Below are 15,925 nucleotides of genomic sequence, written 5' to 3'. Positions count from 1 at the left end.
GGTTAGGGGCGGGGGCCCAGGGCGGCGTCGACTGCCTTGGCCAGGGCGGCGACGACCAGGCCCACCGACGGGCGGACCACCGAGTCGTCCAGGCTGACCTCGCCGGAGAAGCCGGCCCCGGTCGCGATCTCGGAGAGCCGCCGGCGGGCCGTCTCGGCCGCCTCACCGCTCACCCCGAGCAGGGACTCCATGCGCAGCACCGCGACGAGCGTGGCCAGCGCGGCGGTCCGCTCGTCCGGGGCCACCCCGCTGGTGAGCGCGCCGGCCAACCGGCGCCGGGTGTCTGCCTCGACGGTGGCGTCCAGCACCGGGTAGCGGTGCACGTGGATGAAGCCGAGCTCGGTCTCGTCCACGTCCCGGACCACGCCCTGGCTGCACAGGTCGCCCAGGATCCGGTCGCGAAGGCCGTGGCGGAGCCGCTGCACCCAGGAGGACGGGCTGTGCGGTGTGTCCTCGGCTATCCGGGCCAGTACCCCGTCGGAGACCGCCTCGCCGGTGGGCGTCGGGTCGACCGCGGTCAGGTTCCCGTCGGCGTACGCGATCCGGCCCGCGAGAGCCAGCTCGATCAGCACCGCCGCGGCCATCCCCAGGTCGAGGCTGATCCGCGGCATCGTCGCCTTGCCCGTCTCGTCGTCGTACGCGAGGAGCAGCAGCTCTTCGGCGAGCGCAACAGCAGTCATGGCCGCAGACGCTATCCCCTCCACGCACCCCCCGCACCGGGCGCGCCGTCGCACCCGGTGACAGAGCCGGATCGGCGTCCGTGACAGAGCGGGACTCGGCGCCCGTGACGGAGCCGGGGGGTCAGAAGCGGGGCATGCCGCCGAACTGGCGGTCACCGGCGTCACCGAGACCCGGGACGATGAACTTGCTGTCGTTGAGGCCCTCGTCGATCGAGGCGGTGACCAAACGCATGGGCAGACCGGAGCGCTCCAGCCGCTCGATGCCGGCCGGCGCGGCGAGCACGCAGAGCACGGTGATGTCGGTGCAGCCCCGGTCGGCGAGCAGTCGGCAGCAGTGCTCCAGCGACCCGCCGGTCGCGAGCATCGGGTCCAGCACCAGCACCGGCAGGCCGGTCAGGTCCCGGGGCAGCGACTCCATGTACGCGCGCGGCTCGAACGTGTGCTCGTCGCGGGCCAGCCCGACGAAGCCCATCGAGGACTCGGGCAGCAGGCCCAGCGCGGCGTCGGCCATTCCCAGACCGGCACGGAGCACCGGCACCAGCAGCGGCGGGTTCGCCAACCGGGTGCCGTCGGTGCCGGTGACCGGGGTCTGGATGTCGTACCGCTCGACCGGGAAGGAGCGCGCCGCCTCGTACACCAGCATGGTGGTGAGTTCGTGCAGCGCCGCCCGGAAGGAGGCGGAGTCGGTGCGCTCGTCCCGCATGGCGGTCAGCCGGGACTGCGCCAGCGGGTGGTCAATGACGTGTACGTCCACGATCGCTCAACCTACCGCCCCATCCGGCGGCGGCGTGCGGGTGCGGGCGGACGGGGCGACGCCGCTCACCCCGGGACGGGCACCCACGACGTGACCAAGATCACTGAGTCGGTGGATGCGTAGACTTCCTGCCATGACGGCGACAGCGACGTCGGCCCGGTCGGACCTCTCCGAGCTGGGACGATCCGAGACCGCTCTGCGGACCTTCCTGCACGGCCTGCCCGGCGTGGACCAGGTCGGCGCGGAGCAGCGGGCGGCGCAGCTCGGTACCCGCTCCATCAAGACCACCGCCAAGGCCCAGGCGATCGACCTGGCGATCCGGATGGTCGACCTCACCACCCTCGAGGGCGCGGACACCCCGGGCAAGGTGCGGGCGCTGGCTGCGAAGGCGCTGCGCCCCGACCCGGCCGACCCGTCCTGCCCGCACGTCGGCGCGGTCTGCGTCTACCCGGCGATGGTCCCGTACGTGGCCGAGGTGCTGCGGGGAAGTGCCGTGCACCTGGCCAGCGTGGCGACCGCCTTCCCGTCCGGGCAGGCGCCGCTGGAGGTCAAGCTCGCCGACACCCGGGCGGCCGTGGCGGCCGGCGCCGACGAGATCGACATGGTGATCAACCGGGGCGCGTTCCTGGCCGGCCGCTACCAGGAGGTGTACGACGAGATCGTCGCCACCAAGGAGGCCTGCGGGGACGCCCACCTCAAGGTGATCCTGGAGACCGGCGAACTCGCCACGTACGACAACGTGCGGCGCGCCTCCTGGCTGGCCATGCTGGCCGGCGGCGACTTCATCAAGACCTCCACCGGCAAGGTTCCGGTGGCCGCCACCCCGCCGGTGACCCTGGTGATGCTGGAGGCGGTCCGCGACTTCCGTGCCGCCACCGGACGCCAGGTCGGCGTGAAGCCGGCCGGCGGCATCCGGACCACCAAGGACGCGATCAAGTACCTGGTGATGGTGAACGAGACCGTCGGCCCGGACTGGCTGGATCCGGACTGGTTCCGCTTCGGCGCGTCCAGCCTCCTGAACGACCTGCTGATGCAGCGCACCAAGCTGACGACCGGTGTCTACGCCGGCCCCGACTACTTCACCCTGGACTGAGCGTGATGTTCGAATACGCCCCCGCCCCCGAGTCCCGCTCGGTGGTGGAGATCAAGCCCAGCTACGGGCTCTTCGTCGACGGGAAGTTCGTCGAGCCGGCCGACGGCGGCAGCTTCAAGTCGGTCAACCCGGCCACGGAGGAGGTGCTCGCCGAGATCGCCGAGGCCGGCTCCGGGGACGTCGACCGCGCGGTCCGGGCGGCCCGGACGGCGTACGAGAAGGTGTGGAGCCCGATGCCGGGCCGGGACCGGGCCAAGTACCTGTACCGGATCGCCCGGATCATCCAGGAGCGCTCCCGCGAGCTGGCGGTGCTGGAGTCCCTGGACAACGGCAAGCCGATCAAGGAGTCCCGCGACGTCGACCTGCCGCTGGTCGCCGCGCACTTCTTCTACTACGCGGGCTGGGCGGACAAGCTCCAGCACGCCGGCTTCGGGGCCGACCCGAAGCCGCTGGGCGTGGCGGCACAGGTCATCCCCTGGAACTTCCCGCTGCTGATGCTGGCCTGGAAGATCGCCCCGGCGCTGGCGGCGGGCAACACGGTGGTGCTGAAGCCGGCCGAGACGACGCCGCTCACCGCGCTGCTCTTCGCCGAGATCTGTCAGCAGGCCGACCTGCCGCCGGGCGTGGTCAACATCGTCACCGGCGCCGGGGAGACCGGCCGGGCGCTGGTCGAGCACCCGGGCGTGGACAAGGTCGCTTTCACCGGCTCGACCGAGGTCGGCCGGGCGATCGCCCGCTCGGTCGCCGGCACCCGCAAGAAGCTCACCCTGGAGCTGGGTGGCAAGGCCGCCAACATCGTCTTCGACGACGCGCCGGTCGACCAGGCCGTCGAGGGCATCGTCAACGGCATCTTCTTCAACCAGGGGCACGTCTGCTGCGCCGGCTCCCGCCTGCTGGTGCAGGAGTCCGTCGCCGACCGGGTGCTGGAGTCGCTGAAGCGGCGGATGGCCCAGCTGCGCCTCGGCGACCCGCTGGACAAGAACACCGACATCGGCGCGATCAACTCCGCGGCGCAGCTGGCCCGGATCAGGGAGCTCTCCGACGCGGGCTCGGCCGAGGGCGCGGAGCGCTGGTCGCCCCCGTGCGAGCTGCCGGAGCGCGGCTTCTGGTTCGCCCCGACCATCTTCACCGGGGTCACCCAGGCGCACCGGATCGCCCGCGAGGAGATCTTCGGGCCGGTGCTCTCGGTACTCACCTTCCGCACCCCGGCCGAGGCGGTGGAGAAGGCGAACAACACCCCGTACGGGCTGTCGGCCGGGATCTGGACCGACAAGGGCTCCCGGATCCTCTGGATGGCCGACCGGCTGCGCGCCGGCGTCGTCTGGGCCAACACGTTCAACAAGTTCGACCCCACCTCGCCCTTCGGCGGCTACAAGGAGTCGGGCTACGGTCGCGAGGGCGGCCGGCACGGGCTGGAGGCGTACCTCAATGTCTGAGCGGGTCGCGGTGCGCAAGACGTACAAGCTCTACATCGGCGGGAAGTTCCCCCGCAGCGAGTCGGGACGGTCGTATCTCGTGCAGGACGCGAATGTGTCGTTGGCCTCCCGCAAGGACGCGCGGGACGCCGTGGTCGCCGCCCGCGCCGCCGTGAAGGGGTGGGCCGGGGCGACCGCGTACAACCGGGGTCAGATCCTCTACCGGGTCGCCGAGATGCTGGAGGGCCGCCGCGAGCAGTTCGTGGCGCTGGGCGCGACGGCCGACGAGGTGGACGCGGCGATCGACCGCTGGGTCTGGTACGCCGGCTGGTCGGACAAGCTCGCCCAGGTGTACGGCGGCGCCAACCCGGTCGCCGGCCCGTACTTCAACCTCTCCGCGCCGGAGCCGACGGGCGTGGTGGCGGTGGTCGCCCCGGAGCGGCCCGCGCTGCTCGGGCTGGTCAGCGTGATCGCCCCCGCGATCGTCTCCGGCAACACCGTGGTGGTGGCGGCCTCGCCGGCGGAGCCGCTGGCGGCGATCACGCTGGCCGAGGTGCTGGCGACCTCCGACCTTCCGGGCGGGGTGGTCAACGTCCTCACCGGCCGGATCGGCGAGACCGCGCCGACGCTCGCCGCGCACATGGACGTCAACGCCGTCGACCTGACCGGCGTGGCTGACGCCGAGCTGGCCGCGGAGCTGGAGGTCAAGGCCGCGGAGAACCTGAAGCGGGTGCTCCGGCCGGCGCCGGCCGACCACGACTGGTTCGCGGATCCCGGGGTGACCCGGATGACCGCGCTGCTGGAGACGAAGACGGTCTGGCACCCGAAGGGGGTGTGAGTCGCGGTCCGGCCGCTGGGTTTCCGGGGAGCCCCGTCGTGGGCGCGGTCCGCGGGGACGGGTCAGCTCAGGTGTACTGCCGCGGGAGGGGTCTACTACCGGGGGTAGGATTGGGGTGTGACTCGGCTCGGTGATCTCGAACGTGCGGTGATGGACGTGCTGTGGGACTCGGTCCCGGGCAGGTCCGACGGCGTGACCGTGCGCGAGGTCGCCGACGCGCTGGCCGGGCGGGAACTGGCCTACACCACAGTGATGACGGTGCTGGACCGGCTGGCCGGCAAGGGCATGGTGCAGCGAGAGCGGGAGGGCCGGGCCTGGCGCTACCGGGCCGCGGCGAGCCGCGAGGCGCACATCGCCCAGCTCATGCTCGACGCCCTCGACCTCGGCGGCAGCCGGGACGCGGCGCTGGTGCGGTTCGCCCGCTCGGTGACCGGCACGGAGGCCGAGGTGCTCCGCGCCGCCCTGGCCGCCGAGGCCTCGGGCGGCACCGCCGGGCCGGGAGCGCTGACCGGGCGGATCGAGGCGCCGACCAGCAGACGCGCCGACCGCGCGACCTCCGCCGACGAGGCAGTGGACGGGTAGGGCGGCGGCCGTGGCGTACGCGCTGCACTTCACCCTGACGATCCTGGCCTGCTGGGGGACCGCCCAGGTGCTGGCCCGCTCCACCTGGCCCTGGCACAGCCCCCGGGTGGCCATCGTCTGCTGGCAGGCGGTGGGATTGGCGCTCGGCCTCTCCGCGATGGGTCTGCCGATCGCGCTCGGGGTGAGCGCGTACGACCTTCCTCCCGGCAGCGGGCTGGTCGCCCTCTTCGACGATTTGCTGCACAACCGGCTCCCCGCCGGGGTCACCGTGCTGGACCTGGCCGGAGTGGGCATCGGGTTCGGCATCGGCGCGGTGCTGCTCACCACGACCGTCCGCAGCACCCACGGCGCCCTGCGCGCCCAGCGCCGGCACCGGGACCTGCTCGCCCTGGTGGCCCGGGACGACCCGGCCGTGCCCGGCGCGCTGGTGCTCGACCACCCGAGTGCGGCGGCGTACTGCCTGCCGGGGGTGAAGCCGCGGGTGGTGGTGAGCGCGGGCACGCTGAGCCTGCTGGACCCGGCCGAGCTGGACGCGGTGCTCACGCACGAGCGGGCGCATGCCCAGGAGCGGCACGATCTGGTGCTGCTGCCGTTCACTGCGCTGGGCCGGGCGCTGCCCTGGCTCCGGTGGGTGCGCCAGGCGCACGAGCGGGTCGCCCTGCTGGTCGAGATGCGGGCCGACGACAAGGCTCGCGAGCTGCACGCGGAGGCCCCGCTGGCCGGCGCGCTGCGCCGGTTCGCCACCGCCGGCCACCGGATCACTCCGGCGGGCGCGCTCGGCCTGGGCGACCGGGACCTCGACGTCCGGGTGCAGCGGCTGCTGGTCGCGGACGAGCCACGCCGGCTGATCGTGGTCACCGCCCTGGCCGTCGCGTCGACGCTGGTCACGCTCCCCATCTCGCTCTTCCTGAGCTGATCCCGGCACCACCACAGCTACTACTACGCCTTGTCGTATAGTTGACTACGACAAGGCGTAGTAGTTATAGGTAGTAAATCTACGTGTAGGCTCACTACCAAAAGTGAGCCAACTCGTTGGAGTGCCGGATGGACAGCCTGCTCCTCGCCCGACTGCAGTTCGCCACCACGACGTCGATCCACTTCCTCTTCGTGATCGTCACGCTCGGCCTCGTCACAGTGCTGGTCGGCCTTCAGACGGCGTGGGTGATCACCGGCAATCCGAAGTACGAGCGACTCACCCGGTTCTGGGGCCAGCTCTACGTGATCAACTACGTCCTCGGCATCGCCACCGGCATCGTGATGGAGTTCCAGTTCGGCCTGAACTGGAGCGGGCTGTCCCGCTACGTCGGCAACGTCTTCGGCGCTCCCCTGGCGATCGAGACCCTCGTCGCCTTCTTCCTCGAGTCCACGTTCCTCGGCATGTGGATCTTCGGGTGGCACCGGCTGCGGCGCGGCGTGCACCTCGCGCTCCTCTGGGGTGTGGCGCTGACCGCGTACGCCTCGGCGTTCTGGATCCTGGTCGCCAACTCCTGGCTGCAGAACCCGGTCGGCTACGAGGTCCGCGACGGCGTGGCGCACCTCACCGACTTCCCGGCGCTGCTCACCAATCCGACCCTCGGCATGGCCTTCGGGCACGTGGTCTCGGCGGCGCTGCTGACCGCCGGCGTGCTGATGGCCGCGGTCAGCGCCGGGCACCTGATCCGCCGCACCACCGACTACGCCCTGCACCGCACCGCCCTGCGGATCGGGCTCGTCACCGCGGCGCTCTCGATCACGATGGTGCAGGGCTTCGGGTTCGCCCAGTTCGCCCCGGTGGGGAGCGTGCAGCCCACGAAGTTCGGCGGCGGCGACGAGGCCCAGGCCACGATCGCCGAGTGGACCACCCGGTTCGGCCCCGGTGACTACACGCCGCCGGTGCTGGCCAGCGCCGGGCTCGGCTTCATGATCATGATCGGGTTCACCCTCGGCCTGCTCTGGCTGCTGGTGCCGCTGCTCTGGCGGGACTGGATCATCCGGCTGCGCTTCCCGCTCTGGCTGCTGCTGCTCGCCCTCCCCCTGCCGTTCGTCGCGGCGATCCTCGGCTGGATCGCCCGCGAGGTCGGCCGCCAGCCCTGGATCGCGTACGGGCTGCTCCCCGTCGACCAGGCGGTCTCGCCCGTCGGCGCCCCGGTCATGCTCACCTCGCTGATCGGCTTCAGCCTGCTGCTCGGCACGCTCGCCGTCACCAACTGGGTGCTCATGGCCCGCCACGCCGCCCGGGGAGCGCTGGACCCGGCCCTCGGCCGCCCGCCGGGGCAGCCGCTGCACCTCCGTACCGAGCCCACCTTCGCGTGAGGAGCTGACGTGGAACTCACCTGGTACGTCCTGCTCGGCCTCTTCTTCGGCACCTACCTCGTGCTCGGTGGCTACGACTACGGCGTCGGCCTCTCGCTCGCCCGTAACGCCGACCCCGGCCGGCGTCGCGCGGCGCTCAACGCCGTCGGTCCGTTCTTCCTCGGCAACGAGGTCTGGCTGGTCGCGGCCGTCGGCATCCTCTTCGGCGCCTTCCCCGTACTCGAGGGCGAGCTGCTCTCCGGCCTCTACCCGGCGGTGCTGGGAGCGCTCGCCGGGGTGATCCTGGTGACCGCCGGCGTGCAACTGCGCAGCCGCCCCACCCACGAGCGGGTCCGCGCCCGGTGGGACCGGGTGGTGGTCGTCGGCAGCGCGCTCGCCGCCCTCGGCTGGGGCGCCCTGCTCGCCGGGCTGCTCCAGGGCGTACCGCGCGACACCGACGGGCACGTCGTCGGGCTGAGCCACCTCTTCACCCCGTTCGCCGCCGCCGCCGGGCTGGCCATGGTCGCGCTCGTGGCGGCACACGGTGCGACCTTCCTCACGCTCCGGCTGCCGACCGCCGACGCCGCCCCGGCCGGCCGGCTGGCCCGCCGACTGCTCCCGGTGGCGATCACCGCCGTCGGCGCGGCCACCGTCGTCGGGCTCCTCTCCGAGCGCGTACGGGCGACCGCCCAGCAGCCGCTGGCCGGCGTACTGCTTGCCGCGCTGCTGGTCACGGCGTTGCTGGTGGCCCGCGCCGCGCTCTCCCGGGGGCGCCCGGGAGTGGCCTTCGCCGCCACCGCGGCGGCCCTCGCGCTGCCGGTGGCGCTCGTCGGCGCGACCCTCTGGCCCTACGTGCTGGTCTCCACCACCGACCCGGGCGCGTCGCTGACCGTGGCCGACGCCGCCGCCAGCGCCCCCACCCTGCGCCTGCTCGGCTGGCTCGCGATGCCTCTCGTCCCGGCCCTACTAGGCTTCCAACTGATGTGTTGGTGGGTGTTCCGGGGACGGACGGACGGCAGAGCACCGGTGTACTGGTGAACCGCCGCCCCTTCGACCCACGTCTGCTGCGTCGGGTCCCCGCGGCCCGCCGCGACCTCGCCCTGCTCGCCCTGCTGGGCGTGGTCGCCGCGGGCCTGGTCGTCGCCCAGGCGACCACGCTGGCCGCCCTGCTCGCCACCGCGTTCGACGGGCGGCTGGACCGCCCCGCGCTGGCCGGCTTCGCCGCCACCGTCGCGGCCCGCGCGCTCCTGGTGTGGGCGCAGGGCACCGTCGCCGCCCGGGTCGCCGCGACCGTCAAGGCCGCACTCCGCGCCGACCTGCTCGCCGCCGTCGGCCGCAACGGCCCCGGCTGGGTCGCCGGGCAGCGGGCCGGACAGCTCGCCACGCTGGCCGGGCGCGGGCTCGACGCGCTGGACGCCTACTTCACCGGCTACCTGCCGCAGCTGGTGCTCAGCGTCACCGTTCCGCTGGCCGTACTCGCCCGGATCGGGCTCGCCGACTGGAGCTCGGCGCTGATCATCGCGTTGACGCTGCCGCTGATCCCGATCTTCGGAGCGCTGCTCGGCTGGCAGGCGCAGGCCGCCACCGAACGCCAGTGGCGGCGGCTCTCGCTGCTCGGCGGGCACTTCCTGGACATGGTGGCCGGCCTGCCCACGCTGCGCGCCTTCGGCCGCGCCCGGGCACAGGTCGACGTCGTCCGCCGGATGGCCGACGGCCATCGGGTCGCCACCATGCGTACGCTGCGCATCGCCTTCCTCTCCGCGCTGGTGCTGGAGCTGGTGGCCACCCTCTCGGTGGCGCTGGTGGCGGTGCCGGTCGGCATCCGCCTGCTCGGTGGCGGGCTCGCCCTGCAGACCGCGCTGCTGATGCTGCTGCTCACCCCGGAGGCGTACCTGCCGCTGCGGGCCGCCGGCAGCCGCTTCCACGCCAGCCAGGAGGGGCTCACCGCGCTGAACGACGCGTTCGAGGTGGAGGCGGGCGGTCCCGCGCCGCGACCGGCGGCCGGTCGGCTCGTCCCCGACGGGCGCGGCGAGATCCGCTTCGAGTCGGTGACCGTGGCGTACGAGCGCACCACCGCGCTGCGCGACGTGACGCTGACCGTACGGCCGGGCGAGCGGATCGCCGTCGTCGGGCCGAGCGGCGCCGGCAAGAGCACCCTGCTGGGGCTCCTGCTCGGCTTCGTGACCCCGACCAGCGGCCGGATCACCGTCGACGGCGTCGACCTCGCCGAGGCCGACCTGGACGCCTGGCGCCGCCAGCTCGCCTGGGTCCCGCAGCAGGCCCACCTCTTCGCCGCCTCCCTGGCCGACAACATCCGCCTCGGCGCGCCGGACACCCCGGACGCGGCGGTCGCCGGAGCGGTCCACGACGCGGCGCTGGACGAGGTCGTCGCCGGCCTCCCGGAGGGGCTCGGCACCGTGCTCGGCGAGCGCGGGCACGGCCTCTCCAGCGGGCAGCGGCAGCGGGTGGCGCTGGCCCGGGCGTTCCTCCGCGACGCCCCGGTGGTGCTGCTCGACGAACCGACCGCGCGGCTGGACAGCGCCTCCGAGGCGGTGGTGCTCGCCGCCACCCACCGGCTGGTGGCCGGGCGGACCGCACTGCTGGTGGCGCACCGTCCCGCGCTGCTCACCGACGCCGACCGGATCCTGCGGATCGAGGACGGCCGGGTCACCGAGGTGAGCCCCGTACCGACCGGGGAGGCACCCCGATGAGCAGCGCGCCGCTCCCCGACCCCGCACCGGGTGCGGCCGACCGGCCCGGACGGGCTCCGGACGACACTCCTGCGGCCGCCACCCGCGCCGGTCTGCTCGGCCCGGCCGCCGCCGGTGTGGCCGTACCGCCGGAGTTCGACGTCGCCGGCCCGGCCGCCGTCGACCCGCCGCTCGGGCCGTCCGACCCGGCCGACCGCCCCGGCACCGCCGCCCGGGCAGGGGCCGCCGAACGGGTGGTGCTACGCCTGGCCCGGCCGTACCTCGGTCGGCTGGTCGGCGCCGGGCTGCTCGCCGCGGCCACCGAGTTCGCCGGGCTGGCCCTGATGGCGACCGCGACCTGGCTGCTGATGAGCGCGGCCGGCCGGCCGCCGCTGGACCGGCTCACCGTGGCCATCGTCGCGGTACGCGCGCTCGCGATCGGCCGGGGCGTGTTCCGCTACACCGAACGGCTCGCCGGGCACGACGCCGTACTGCGGATGATCACCGACGTGCGGGCCCGGGTCTTCGCCACGCTCGCCGCCCGACGCACCGCCCCGGCGCGCACCGGCGACGCGCTGAGCCGGCTCGTCTCCGACGTGGAAACGGTCCAGGATCTGCTACTGCGGGTGCTCGTGCCGGCCTCGGCGGCGGCGCTGGTCAGCCTGCTCGCGGTGGGTGGCGCCGCGCTGATCTCGCCCAGCGCCGCGGCGGTGCTGGCGGTCGGGCTGCTCGTCGCCGGGCTGGCCCTGCCCACCCTGGCCACCGTGCTGACCCGGCGCAGCGCCGCCGAGCTGGCGCCCCTGCGGGGTGCGCTGGCCGCCGACGCCGTCGACCTGACCCACGGCGCGGCCGACCTGGCCGCGTTCGGTGCCACCGAATCCGCGCTGCGCGCCGCGACCGGCCGCGCCGGTCGGCTGGCCCGGCTGGAACGTCGCCTCGCCGCCGCCGGTTTCGCGGTGGACGCCGTCGGCACCCTGGTCGCCGGGCTCACCGCCGGGGCGGTGGTGCTCGTCGCGCTCGCCGCGGGGGTGCCCGGCGTGCTCGTCGGCGTACTGGCCGTGGGCACCCTCAGCGCCGTCGAGATCGCGTTGGCGCTGGTCGGCGCGGCCCGGCAGCGCACCCAGCTCGGCGCCGGACTGACCCGGGTGGCCGTCCTGCTCGACGACACCGCGGCGCCCCGTCCCGCCGCGTCGCCGCCCGGCAGTGCGCCGAGCGCGGCCGAGCCGGAGCACGGCGACGGCGGGCACGACATCCGCCTCGACGAGGTGACGGTCCGGTACCGGGCGGGGGCCGCGCCCGCGCTCGATCGGGTGAGCCTCGATATGCGGGGCGGACGGCGGATCGCGGTGGTCGGCCCGAGCGGCGCCGGCAAGAGCACGCTGGCCGCCGTCCTGACCGGCGCCGTACGCCCCACCGACGGGCAGGTGACCATCGGCGGACGCGACCTGACGACCTACCCCGAGGACGAGTTGCCGGGGATGATCGGCGGTCTGCTCGCCGAGGCGTACGTCTTCCACGCCACGGTCCGGGAGAACCTGCTGCTCGGCCGGCCGGGCGCGGGTGAGGACGAGCTGATCGCCGCGACCGCCGCGGCCGGCCTGCTCGACTGGGTACGCGACCAGCCCGCCGGCTGGGACACCGTGGTCGGCGAGGAGGGTGGACAGCTCTCCGGTGGGCAGCGGCAACGGCTGGCGCTGGCCCGGGCGCTGCTCGCCGCGCCGCCGGTGCTGCTGCTCGACGAGCCCACCGAGGGGCTCGACCCGACGGCCGCCGACGCGGTGCTCGCCTCGGCGCTGGCCGCCACCCCCGCCGGGCACTCGGTGCTGCTCATCAGCCACCGGCTCACCGGGCTGGCCGGGCTGGACGAGGTCGTGGTCCTCGACGCCGGCCGGGTGGTGCAGCGCGGCCGGCACGCCGAACTGGTCTCCGCCCCCGGCTGGTACCGGGACCAGTGGCTGCTCCAGGAGGCCGCCGAGCGCGGTTACCTGGCGCTCTCCCCCTGACCCTTCTCCGGGACGGACCAGGGTTCTCCCGGACAGCACCACAGTGCCCGGCGTGGCAGGGTGGGTCCATGCCGCGCCGCGACGACGTCATGGTGGAGGACCACCTGCGGAAGCTGGCCGGGCACCTGCGTGGGCCGGCCGGGTTGAAGGCCGACCTGCTGACCGAGGCTCGGCACGGGTTGCTCGACGCGGGCGAGGCGTACCGCGCGGACGGCCTGCCGGCGGCGGAGGCCGAGCGGCGGGCGGTGACCGAGTTCGGCAGTCCGGCCCAGCTCCTGCCGGCCTGGCAGGCCGAACTCGCGATGAGCGCGTTGCGCACGCTGTCGCTGCGGGTGCTCGCGGTGGCCTCGGTCCTGGTCGCCGGGGGCGATCTCACCTGGCGCGGGTCGAGTTGGAGCGCCGGGCCCCGCCCACCGGGCGGCTACCTGCGCCTCTCCGAGTCGGTGAGCGTGCTCTGGTTGGTCACCCTCGCCCTGGCGGCCGCCGGGCTGCTGCTGGTCAGGGTCGCCGCCCGGTCGGCCGGTTCCGGCCCCGCGGCGCTCGTCCGGCTGGTCGGCTCCGGGCTCGCCGGGTCATTGATGCTCGGCGTACCGGCGGGGGCCGCGCTCTTCGCCTGGTCGATCGTCCTCTGGGACGCCGCGCTGACCTGGCCACCGATGATCATCGGGGCGTCGCTGGCGGGCGCCGGCTACCTCTGGCTGGGCCGGGCCCTCCGCGGTTGGGTGCTCGCCGTCCGCTGAGCCCCGCCGGCACGGCCGGTCCTCGGCGGGCCTCGGCGGGACGGCCGGCCTCCGCTCCGGGCCGTGCCGGGCGGCCGACCGGGCGGGCCGGGCACGTCAGGCCGGCGCGGCAGGTGTTCCGGGGTCGAGGAACCGTCCGACTGTCGCACTGAATTCGTGCCAGCCCGCGCGCTCCCCGGCCAGCGCCCGGTGCCCCGCGTCGGTGAGCTGGTACGTGCGCCGCTCCCGACCGTTGACGGTGCTCCAGGCACTGGCCACGTGCCCGGCACGCTCCAGCCGGCGCAGGGCGGGATAGATCGTCCCGGTCGGCAGGTCGAGGTTGCCGTCGCTGCGCGCGCGCAGCGCCTCGATGATGGCGTAGCCGTGCAGGGCTCCCCCTTCCAGCACCGCCAGCAGCAGGGCGTCGAGGTGTCCGTGCAGCGCCTGGGCCTTCATGCGTAGCAACGCTACTTGTCCAACGGCCGGACCGCCACCGGGGACGGCGGCGCACGGACCGGTAGCGGTGGCGAACGAACCGGGGTGCGGCGGTGGACGGACCGGGGTGCGGCCACCGGTCTGCCGGAGCGGCCCACTAGGGTATGTGCCCAGAGTCACTCACCGGCAGCAGCGCCGGAAGTGGGCAGCCCGAAGCACACGGAGGTCAGCGTGGCCCGCCAGACGCCTCAACGGCCCGACGCCGACGAGCCCGAGCTCGACGACACCACCGAGCCGATCGAGCCGGAGGAGGCCGACGCCGACCGCTCCTCGGCGAACGTCGACCGGTCGCTCTGGGAATCGGTCGACATCGACCCGGTGGAGATCGCCCTCCCCGCCGGCAGCGGTTTCACTCTGCGCGCGTACCGGCCGGCCCGGGAGCTGACCCCGACCGACGTCACCGAGCGGGACCAGGACGACCCGTTCCTCGCCCGCCGCCAGGTGATCGAGGAGGAGGAGGACGACGACACCGTCGTGATCCTCGACGAGGAGCTGGCCGACGAGTTCGCCGCGAGCGACGAGGAGGACGAGCGCCGCCGACGTGAGGCCGACGGCGAGGAGGCCGACACCGCCGAGGAGGAGGCCGCCGAGGAGGCGGGCGACGAGGAGGTCCCGGTCTTCCTCTCCCACAAGGGGAAGCTGCTGTTGTTCAAGACCCCGGAGTCGCTGGTCAGTTTCATCCGATCCGGTGCGCCCAACGATCTGTCCCAACTGGACAGTTGGCAAGAACTGTCCGAACGGGTCGAGCCGGCCGACATCGCCCCGCTGGACGAGGACACCTACGAGCTCGACCTGGTGGTGGAGAACCTCCGCGGTGGGCACGACACGTGGGACCCGACGCTGCTGATCGAGGCCGGCGAGGCCGCTCGTGACCTGTCGTACGCCCTGCGCCTACCGGCCGTGCTCGACATGCTCTCCGCCGGCTCCAGCCTCGATGACCTGGACGAGGCGCTGCGGGCCTCGGTCAACGGCGGCGTCGGCGGTTTCCTGGGCCGACGCCGACTCAAGAAAATCGGGGCACAAACCGCAAGTCTCGGTTGGCGCACCATTGTCGGCAAGATCTCTGCGGTCGTGGACTGGCGCGACTGACCCTTACCGGGGAGCATCAGTCTCTGGCAGAGGAACACCTGTCCCGGGAGGAGGACGACGCCGTGGCGCTCGTGCGCGTGTACTGCGGTCTGGCCTCGGCGGATCCGGCCGACCGACCGGCCTCGGCCGGCTCGGCGCTGACGTCCGCTGTGGTGGATGACGCGGGCCGTCTGCTGCATGTCTGCGAGATCAGCGACGACCCGGCGGGCTACGCCCAGCTGGTCGCGCTGCTCGTGGAGCGGTCGGGCGGTCCGAGCGGTGCCGCGATCGCCGCCGACAGCGACGACCACACAGTCACCTCACTGCTCAGCGCGGCCGGCCGCCCCCTCGCGATCGCCGACGACGACTCGGTCGACGACTTCGCCGAGCGATTCGCCGACGACGACTCGCTGGAGGAGATGCAGTCGCCTCCGGCGGAGCGCCGCGCGGTCGGCCTGGCCCGGGCGCTGCAGGCCGGCGCGCTCTCCGCCGTGACCCTCCCCGCCCCTCGGGACCTCGCCGGCTACAAGCAGGTCCTCGCCGCGCACGCCGCGCTCGCCAGCGGACGACACTCCGCCGCCGTGGCGCTGCGCGAGGTGCTCCGGGAGCTCTACCCGGCCGCGCTGCGCGCGTACCCCGATCCCGCCGAGTCGGTGCCGCTGGCCGTGCTCGACGCCCTGCCCGAGCCGAGCATGCTCGCCGGCACCGTCGCGCAGGGCCGGGAGATGTCGGTCGCCGCGGACGCCATCACCGCACACCTGGCGGCGGACGGCGTCGCCGACGAAGGTGAGATCGACGAGGCGGTGACCGCGTTGCGGGTCGCCATCTCCGAGACGCCCCGGCGGGCCACGGTGAACCGGGCGCTCACCGCCGCGGTGGCGGAGACCGTCCGGCAGGCGGTGGCCTCGGTCCGGGCCTGTGACGCGGGGTGCGACGCGCTCGTCGACGCGCTCAACGCCCGGGTCACCACGCCCGCGCCGGCCGCCGGCCGGCGCGGCGCGGCCCGCCGCACCGAGCTGCCCGGCTTGACGGGCAACACCAGTGGCCTCCGCGCGATCCGTCCCGCCACGACCGAGCCCGTGCCCTCCGGCGGCCGGCGAAGCCGTCCCGAGCCGGTCTCCGCAGGCAGCCCGCCGGCACCTCCCCGACCGCTCGGGCCGCCACCGGTCGCGCCGGAACCGGTCGCGCCGCCGCCGATCGCCCCCACGCCGATGACGCCGGCCGCGGTGGCCGGGCCGCCGGTGTCCGCGCCACCCGCCCGCACCGAGCCCGCGGCGAGCCAGATCGACGCGCCCACCAACCGACCCGTCTCCGCAC

At 74.3% G+C, this 15,925-nt stretch carries 14 protein-coding genes and 1 pseudogene; 12 read left to right on the top strand and 3 right to left on the bottom strand.

Annotation, left to right across the window (positions count from 1 at the left end):
- Positions 1-2 precede the first annotated feature (2 nt).
- Positions 3-680, bottom strand: coding sequence for a GPP34 family phosphoprotein (locus E1211_RS21940; RefSeq protein WP_132350889.1), 678 nt, complete (start codon positions 678-680; stop codon positions 3-5).
- A gap of 121 nt (positions 681-801) precedes the next feature.
- Positions 802-1,434: a uracil phosphoribosyltransferase gene (gene upp, locus E1211_RS21935; RefSeq protein WP_132350888.1), complete on the bottom strand. Its 633-nt coding sequence runs from the start codon at positions 1,432-1,434 to the stop codon at positions 802-804.
- Positions 1,435-1,567: 133 nt separating this feature from the next.
- On the opposite strand from upp, the gene deoC reads away from it, so the two are divergent.
- The 10 genes from deoC to E1211_RS21885 all read left to right on the top strand — a co-directional run bounded on the left by deoC (position 1,568) and on the right by E1211_RS21885 (position 13,066).
- Positions 1,568-2,527, top strand: coding sequence for a deoxyribose-phosphate aldolase (gene deoC / locus E1211_RS21930; RefSeq protein WP_132350887.1), 960 nt, complete (start codon positions 1,568-1,570; stop codon positions 2,525-2,527).
- Positions 2,528-2,532: 5 nt separating this feature from the next.
- Positions 2,533-3,963: an aldehyde dehydrogenase family protein gene (locus E1211_RS21925; RefSeq protein WP_132350886.1), complete on the top strand. Its 1,431-nt coding sequence runs from the start codon at positions 2,533-2,535 to the stop codon at positions 3,961-3,963.
- Positions 3,956-4,780, top strand: a complete 825-nt coding sequence (locus E1211_RS21920) for an aldehyde dehydrogenase family protein (RefSeq protein ID WP_132350885.1) — start codon at positions 3,956-3,958, stop codon at positions 4,778-4,780. Before E1211_RS21925 ends, E1211_RS21920 begins: the two co-directional genes overlap by 8 nt.
- 117 nt (positions 4,781-4,897) lie before the next feature.
- Entirely contained in the window at positions 4,898-5,362 is a 465-nt protein-coding gene (locus E1211_RS21915; protein WP_132350884.1) for a BlaI/MecI/CopY family transcriptional regulator, read from the top strand.
- A 10-nt stretch (positions 5,363-5,372) separates the two neighbouring features.
- Positions 5,373-6,278, top strand: coding sequence for a M56 family metallopeptidase (locus E1211_RS21910; protein WP_132350883.1), 906 nt, complete (start codon positions 5,373-5,375; stop codon positions 6,276-6,278).
- Between the two features lie 128 nt (positions 6,279-6,406).
- The gene (locus tag E1211_RS21905) at positions 6,407-7,654 is read left to right on the top strand and encodes a cytochrome ubiquinol oxidase subunit I (RefSeq protein WP_132350882.1); all 1,248 of its coding nucleotides are present in this window, start codon (positions 6,407-6,409) and stop codon (positions 7,652-7,654) included.
- A 9-nt stretch (positions 7,655-7,663) separates the two neighbouring features.
- A complete protein-coding gene (locus tag E1211_RS21900) occupies positions 7,664-8,671 on the top strand; it encodes a cytochrome d ubiquinol oxidase subunit II (protein WP_132350881.1) in 1,008 nt (335 codons plus the stop codon).
- The gene (cydD, locus tag E1211_RS21895) at positions 8,668-10,344 is read left to right on the top strand and encodes a thiol reductant ABC exporter subunit CydD (protein ID WP_132350880.1); all 1,677 of its coding nucleotides are present in this window, start codon (positions 8,668-8,670) and stop codon (positions 10,342-10,344) included. The genes E1211_RS21900 and cydD overlap by 4 nt, the downstream gene beginning before the upstream one ends.
- The gene (gene cydC, locus E1211_RS21890) at positions 10,341-12,326 is read left to right on the top strand and encodes a thiol reductant ABC exporter subunit CydC (RefSeq protein WP_243709639.1); all 1,986 of its coding nucleotides are present in this window, start codon (positions 10,341-10,343) and stop codon (positions 12,324-12,326) included. The genes cydD and cydC overlap by 4 nt, the downstream gene beginning before the upstream one ends.
- A gap of 68 nt (positions 12,327-12,394) precedes the next feature.
- Positions 12,395-13,066, top strand: coding sequence for a permease prefix domain 1-containing protein (locus tag E1211_RS21885; protein WP_132350879.1), 672 nt, complete (start codon positions 12,395-12,397; stop codon positions 13,064-13,066).
- Between the two features lie 96 nt (positions 13,067-13,162).
- On the opposite strand, the gene E1211_RS21880 is transcribed toward E1211_RS21885, so the two are convergent.
- Positions 13,163-13,501 carry a PadR family transcriptional regulator gene (locus E1211_RS21880; protein WP_132350878.1) on the bottom strand — a complete coding sequence of 113 codons (339 nt, stop codon included), beginning with the start codon at positions 13,499-13,501 and terminating at the stop codon, positions 13,163-13,165.
- Positions 13,502-13,681: 180 nt separating this feature from the next.
- On the opposite strand from E1211_RS21880, the gene E1211_RS21875 reads away from it, so the two are divergent.
- Both E1211_RS21875 and E1211_RS21870 read left to right on the top strand, forming a co-directional pair.
- Positions 13,682-14,629 (top strand): DNA primase, encoded by a 948-nt coding sequence (locus E1211_RS21875; RefSeq protein WP_132350877.1) that lies wholly within the window; start codon positions 13,682-13,684, stop codon positions 14,627-14,629.
- 38 nt (positions 14,630-14,667) lie between these two features.
- Positions 14,668-15,925 (top strand): annotated as a pseudogene (locus E1211_RS21870) (transposase); the annotation flags it as partial.

It is taken from the genome of Micromonospora sp. 15K316 (assembly GCF_004348525.1).
Classification (GTDB): Bacteria; Actinomycetota; Actinomycetes; order Mycobacteriales; family Micromonosporaceae; genus Micromonospora.
The sequence above is the reverse complement of the archived record's forward strand: the minus strand, read 5'-3'. Positions and strand labels throughout refer to the sequence as shown.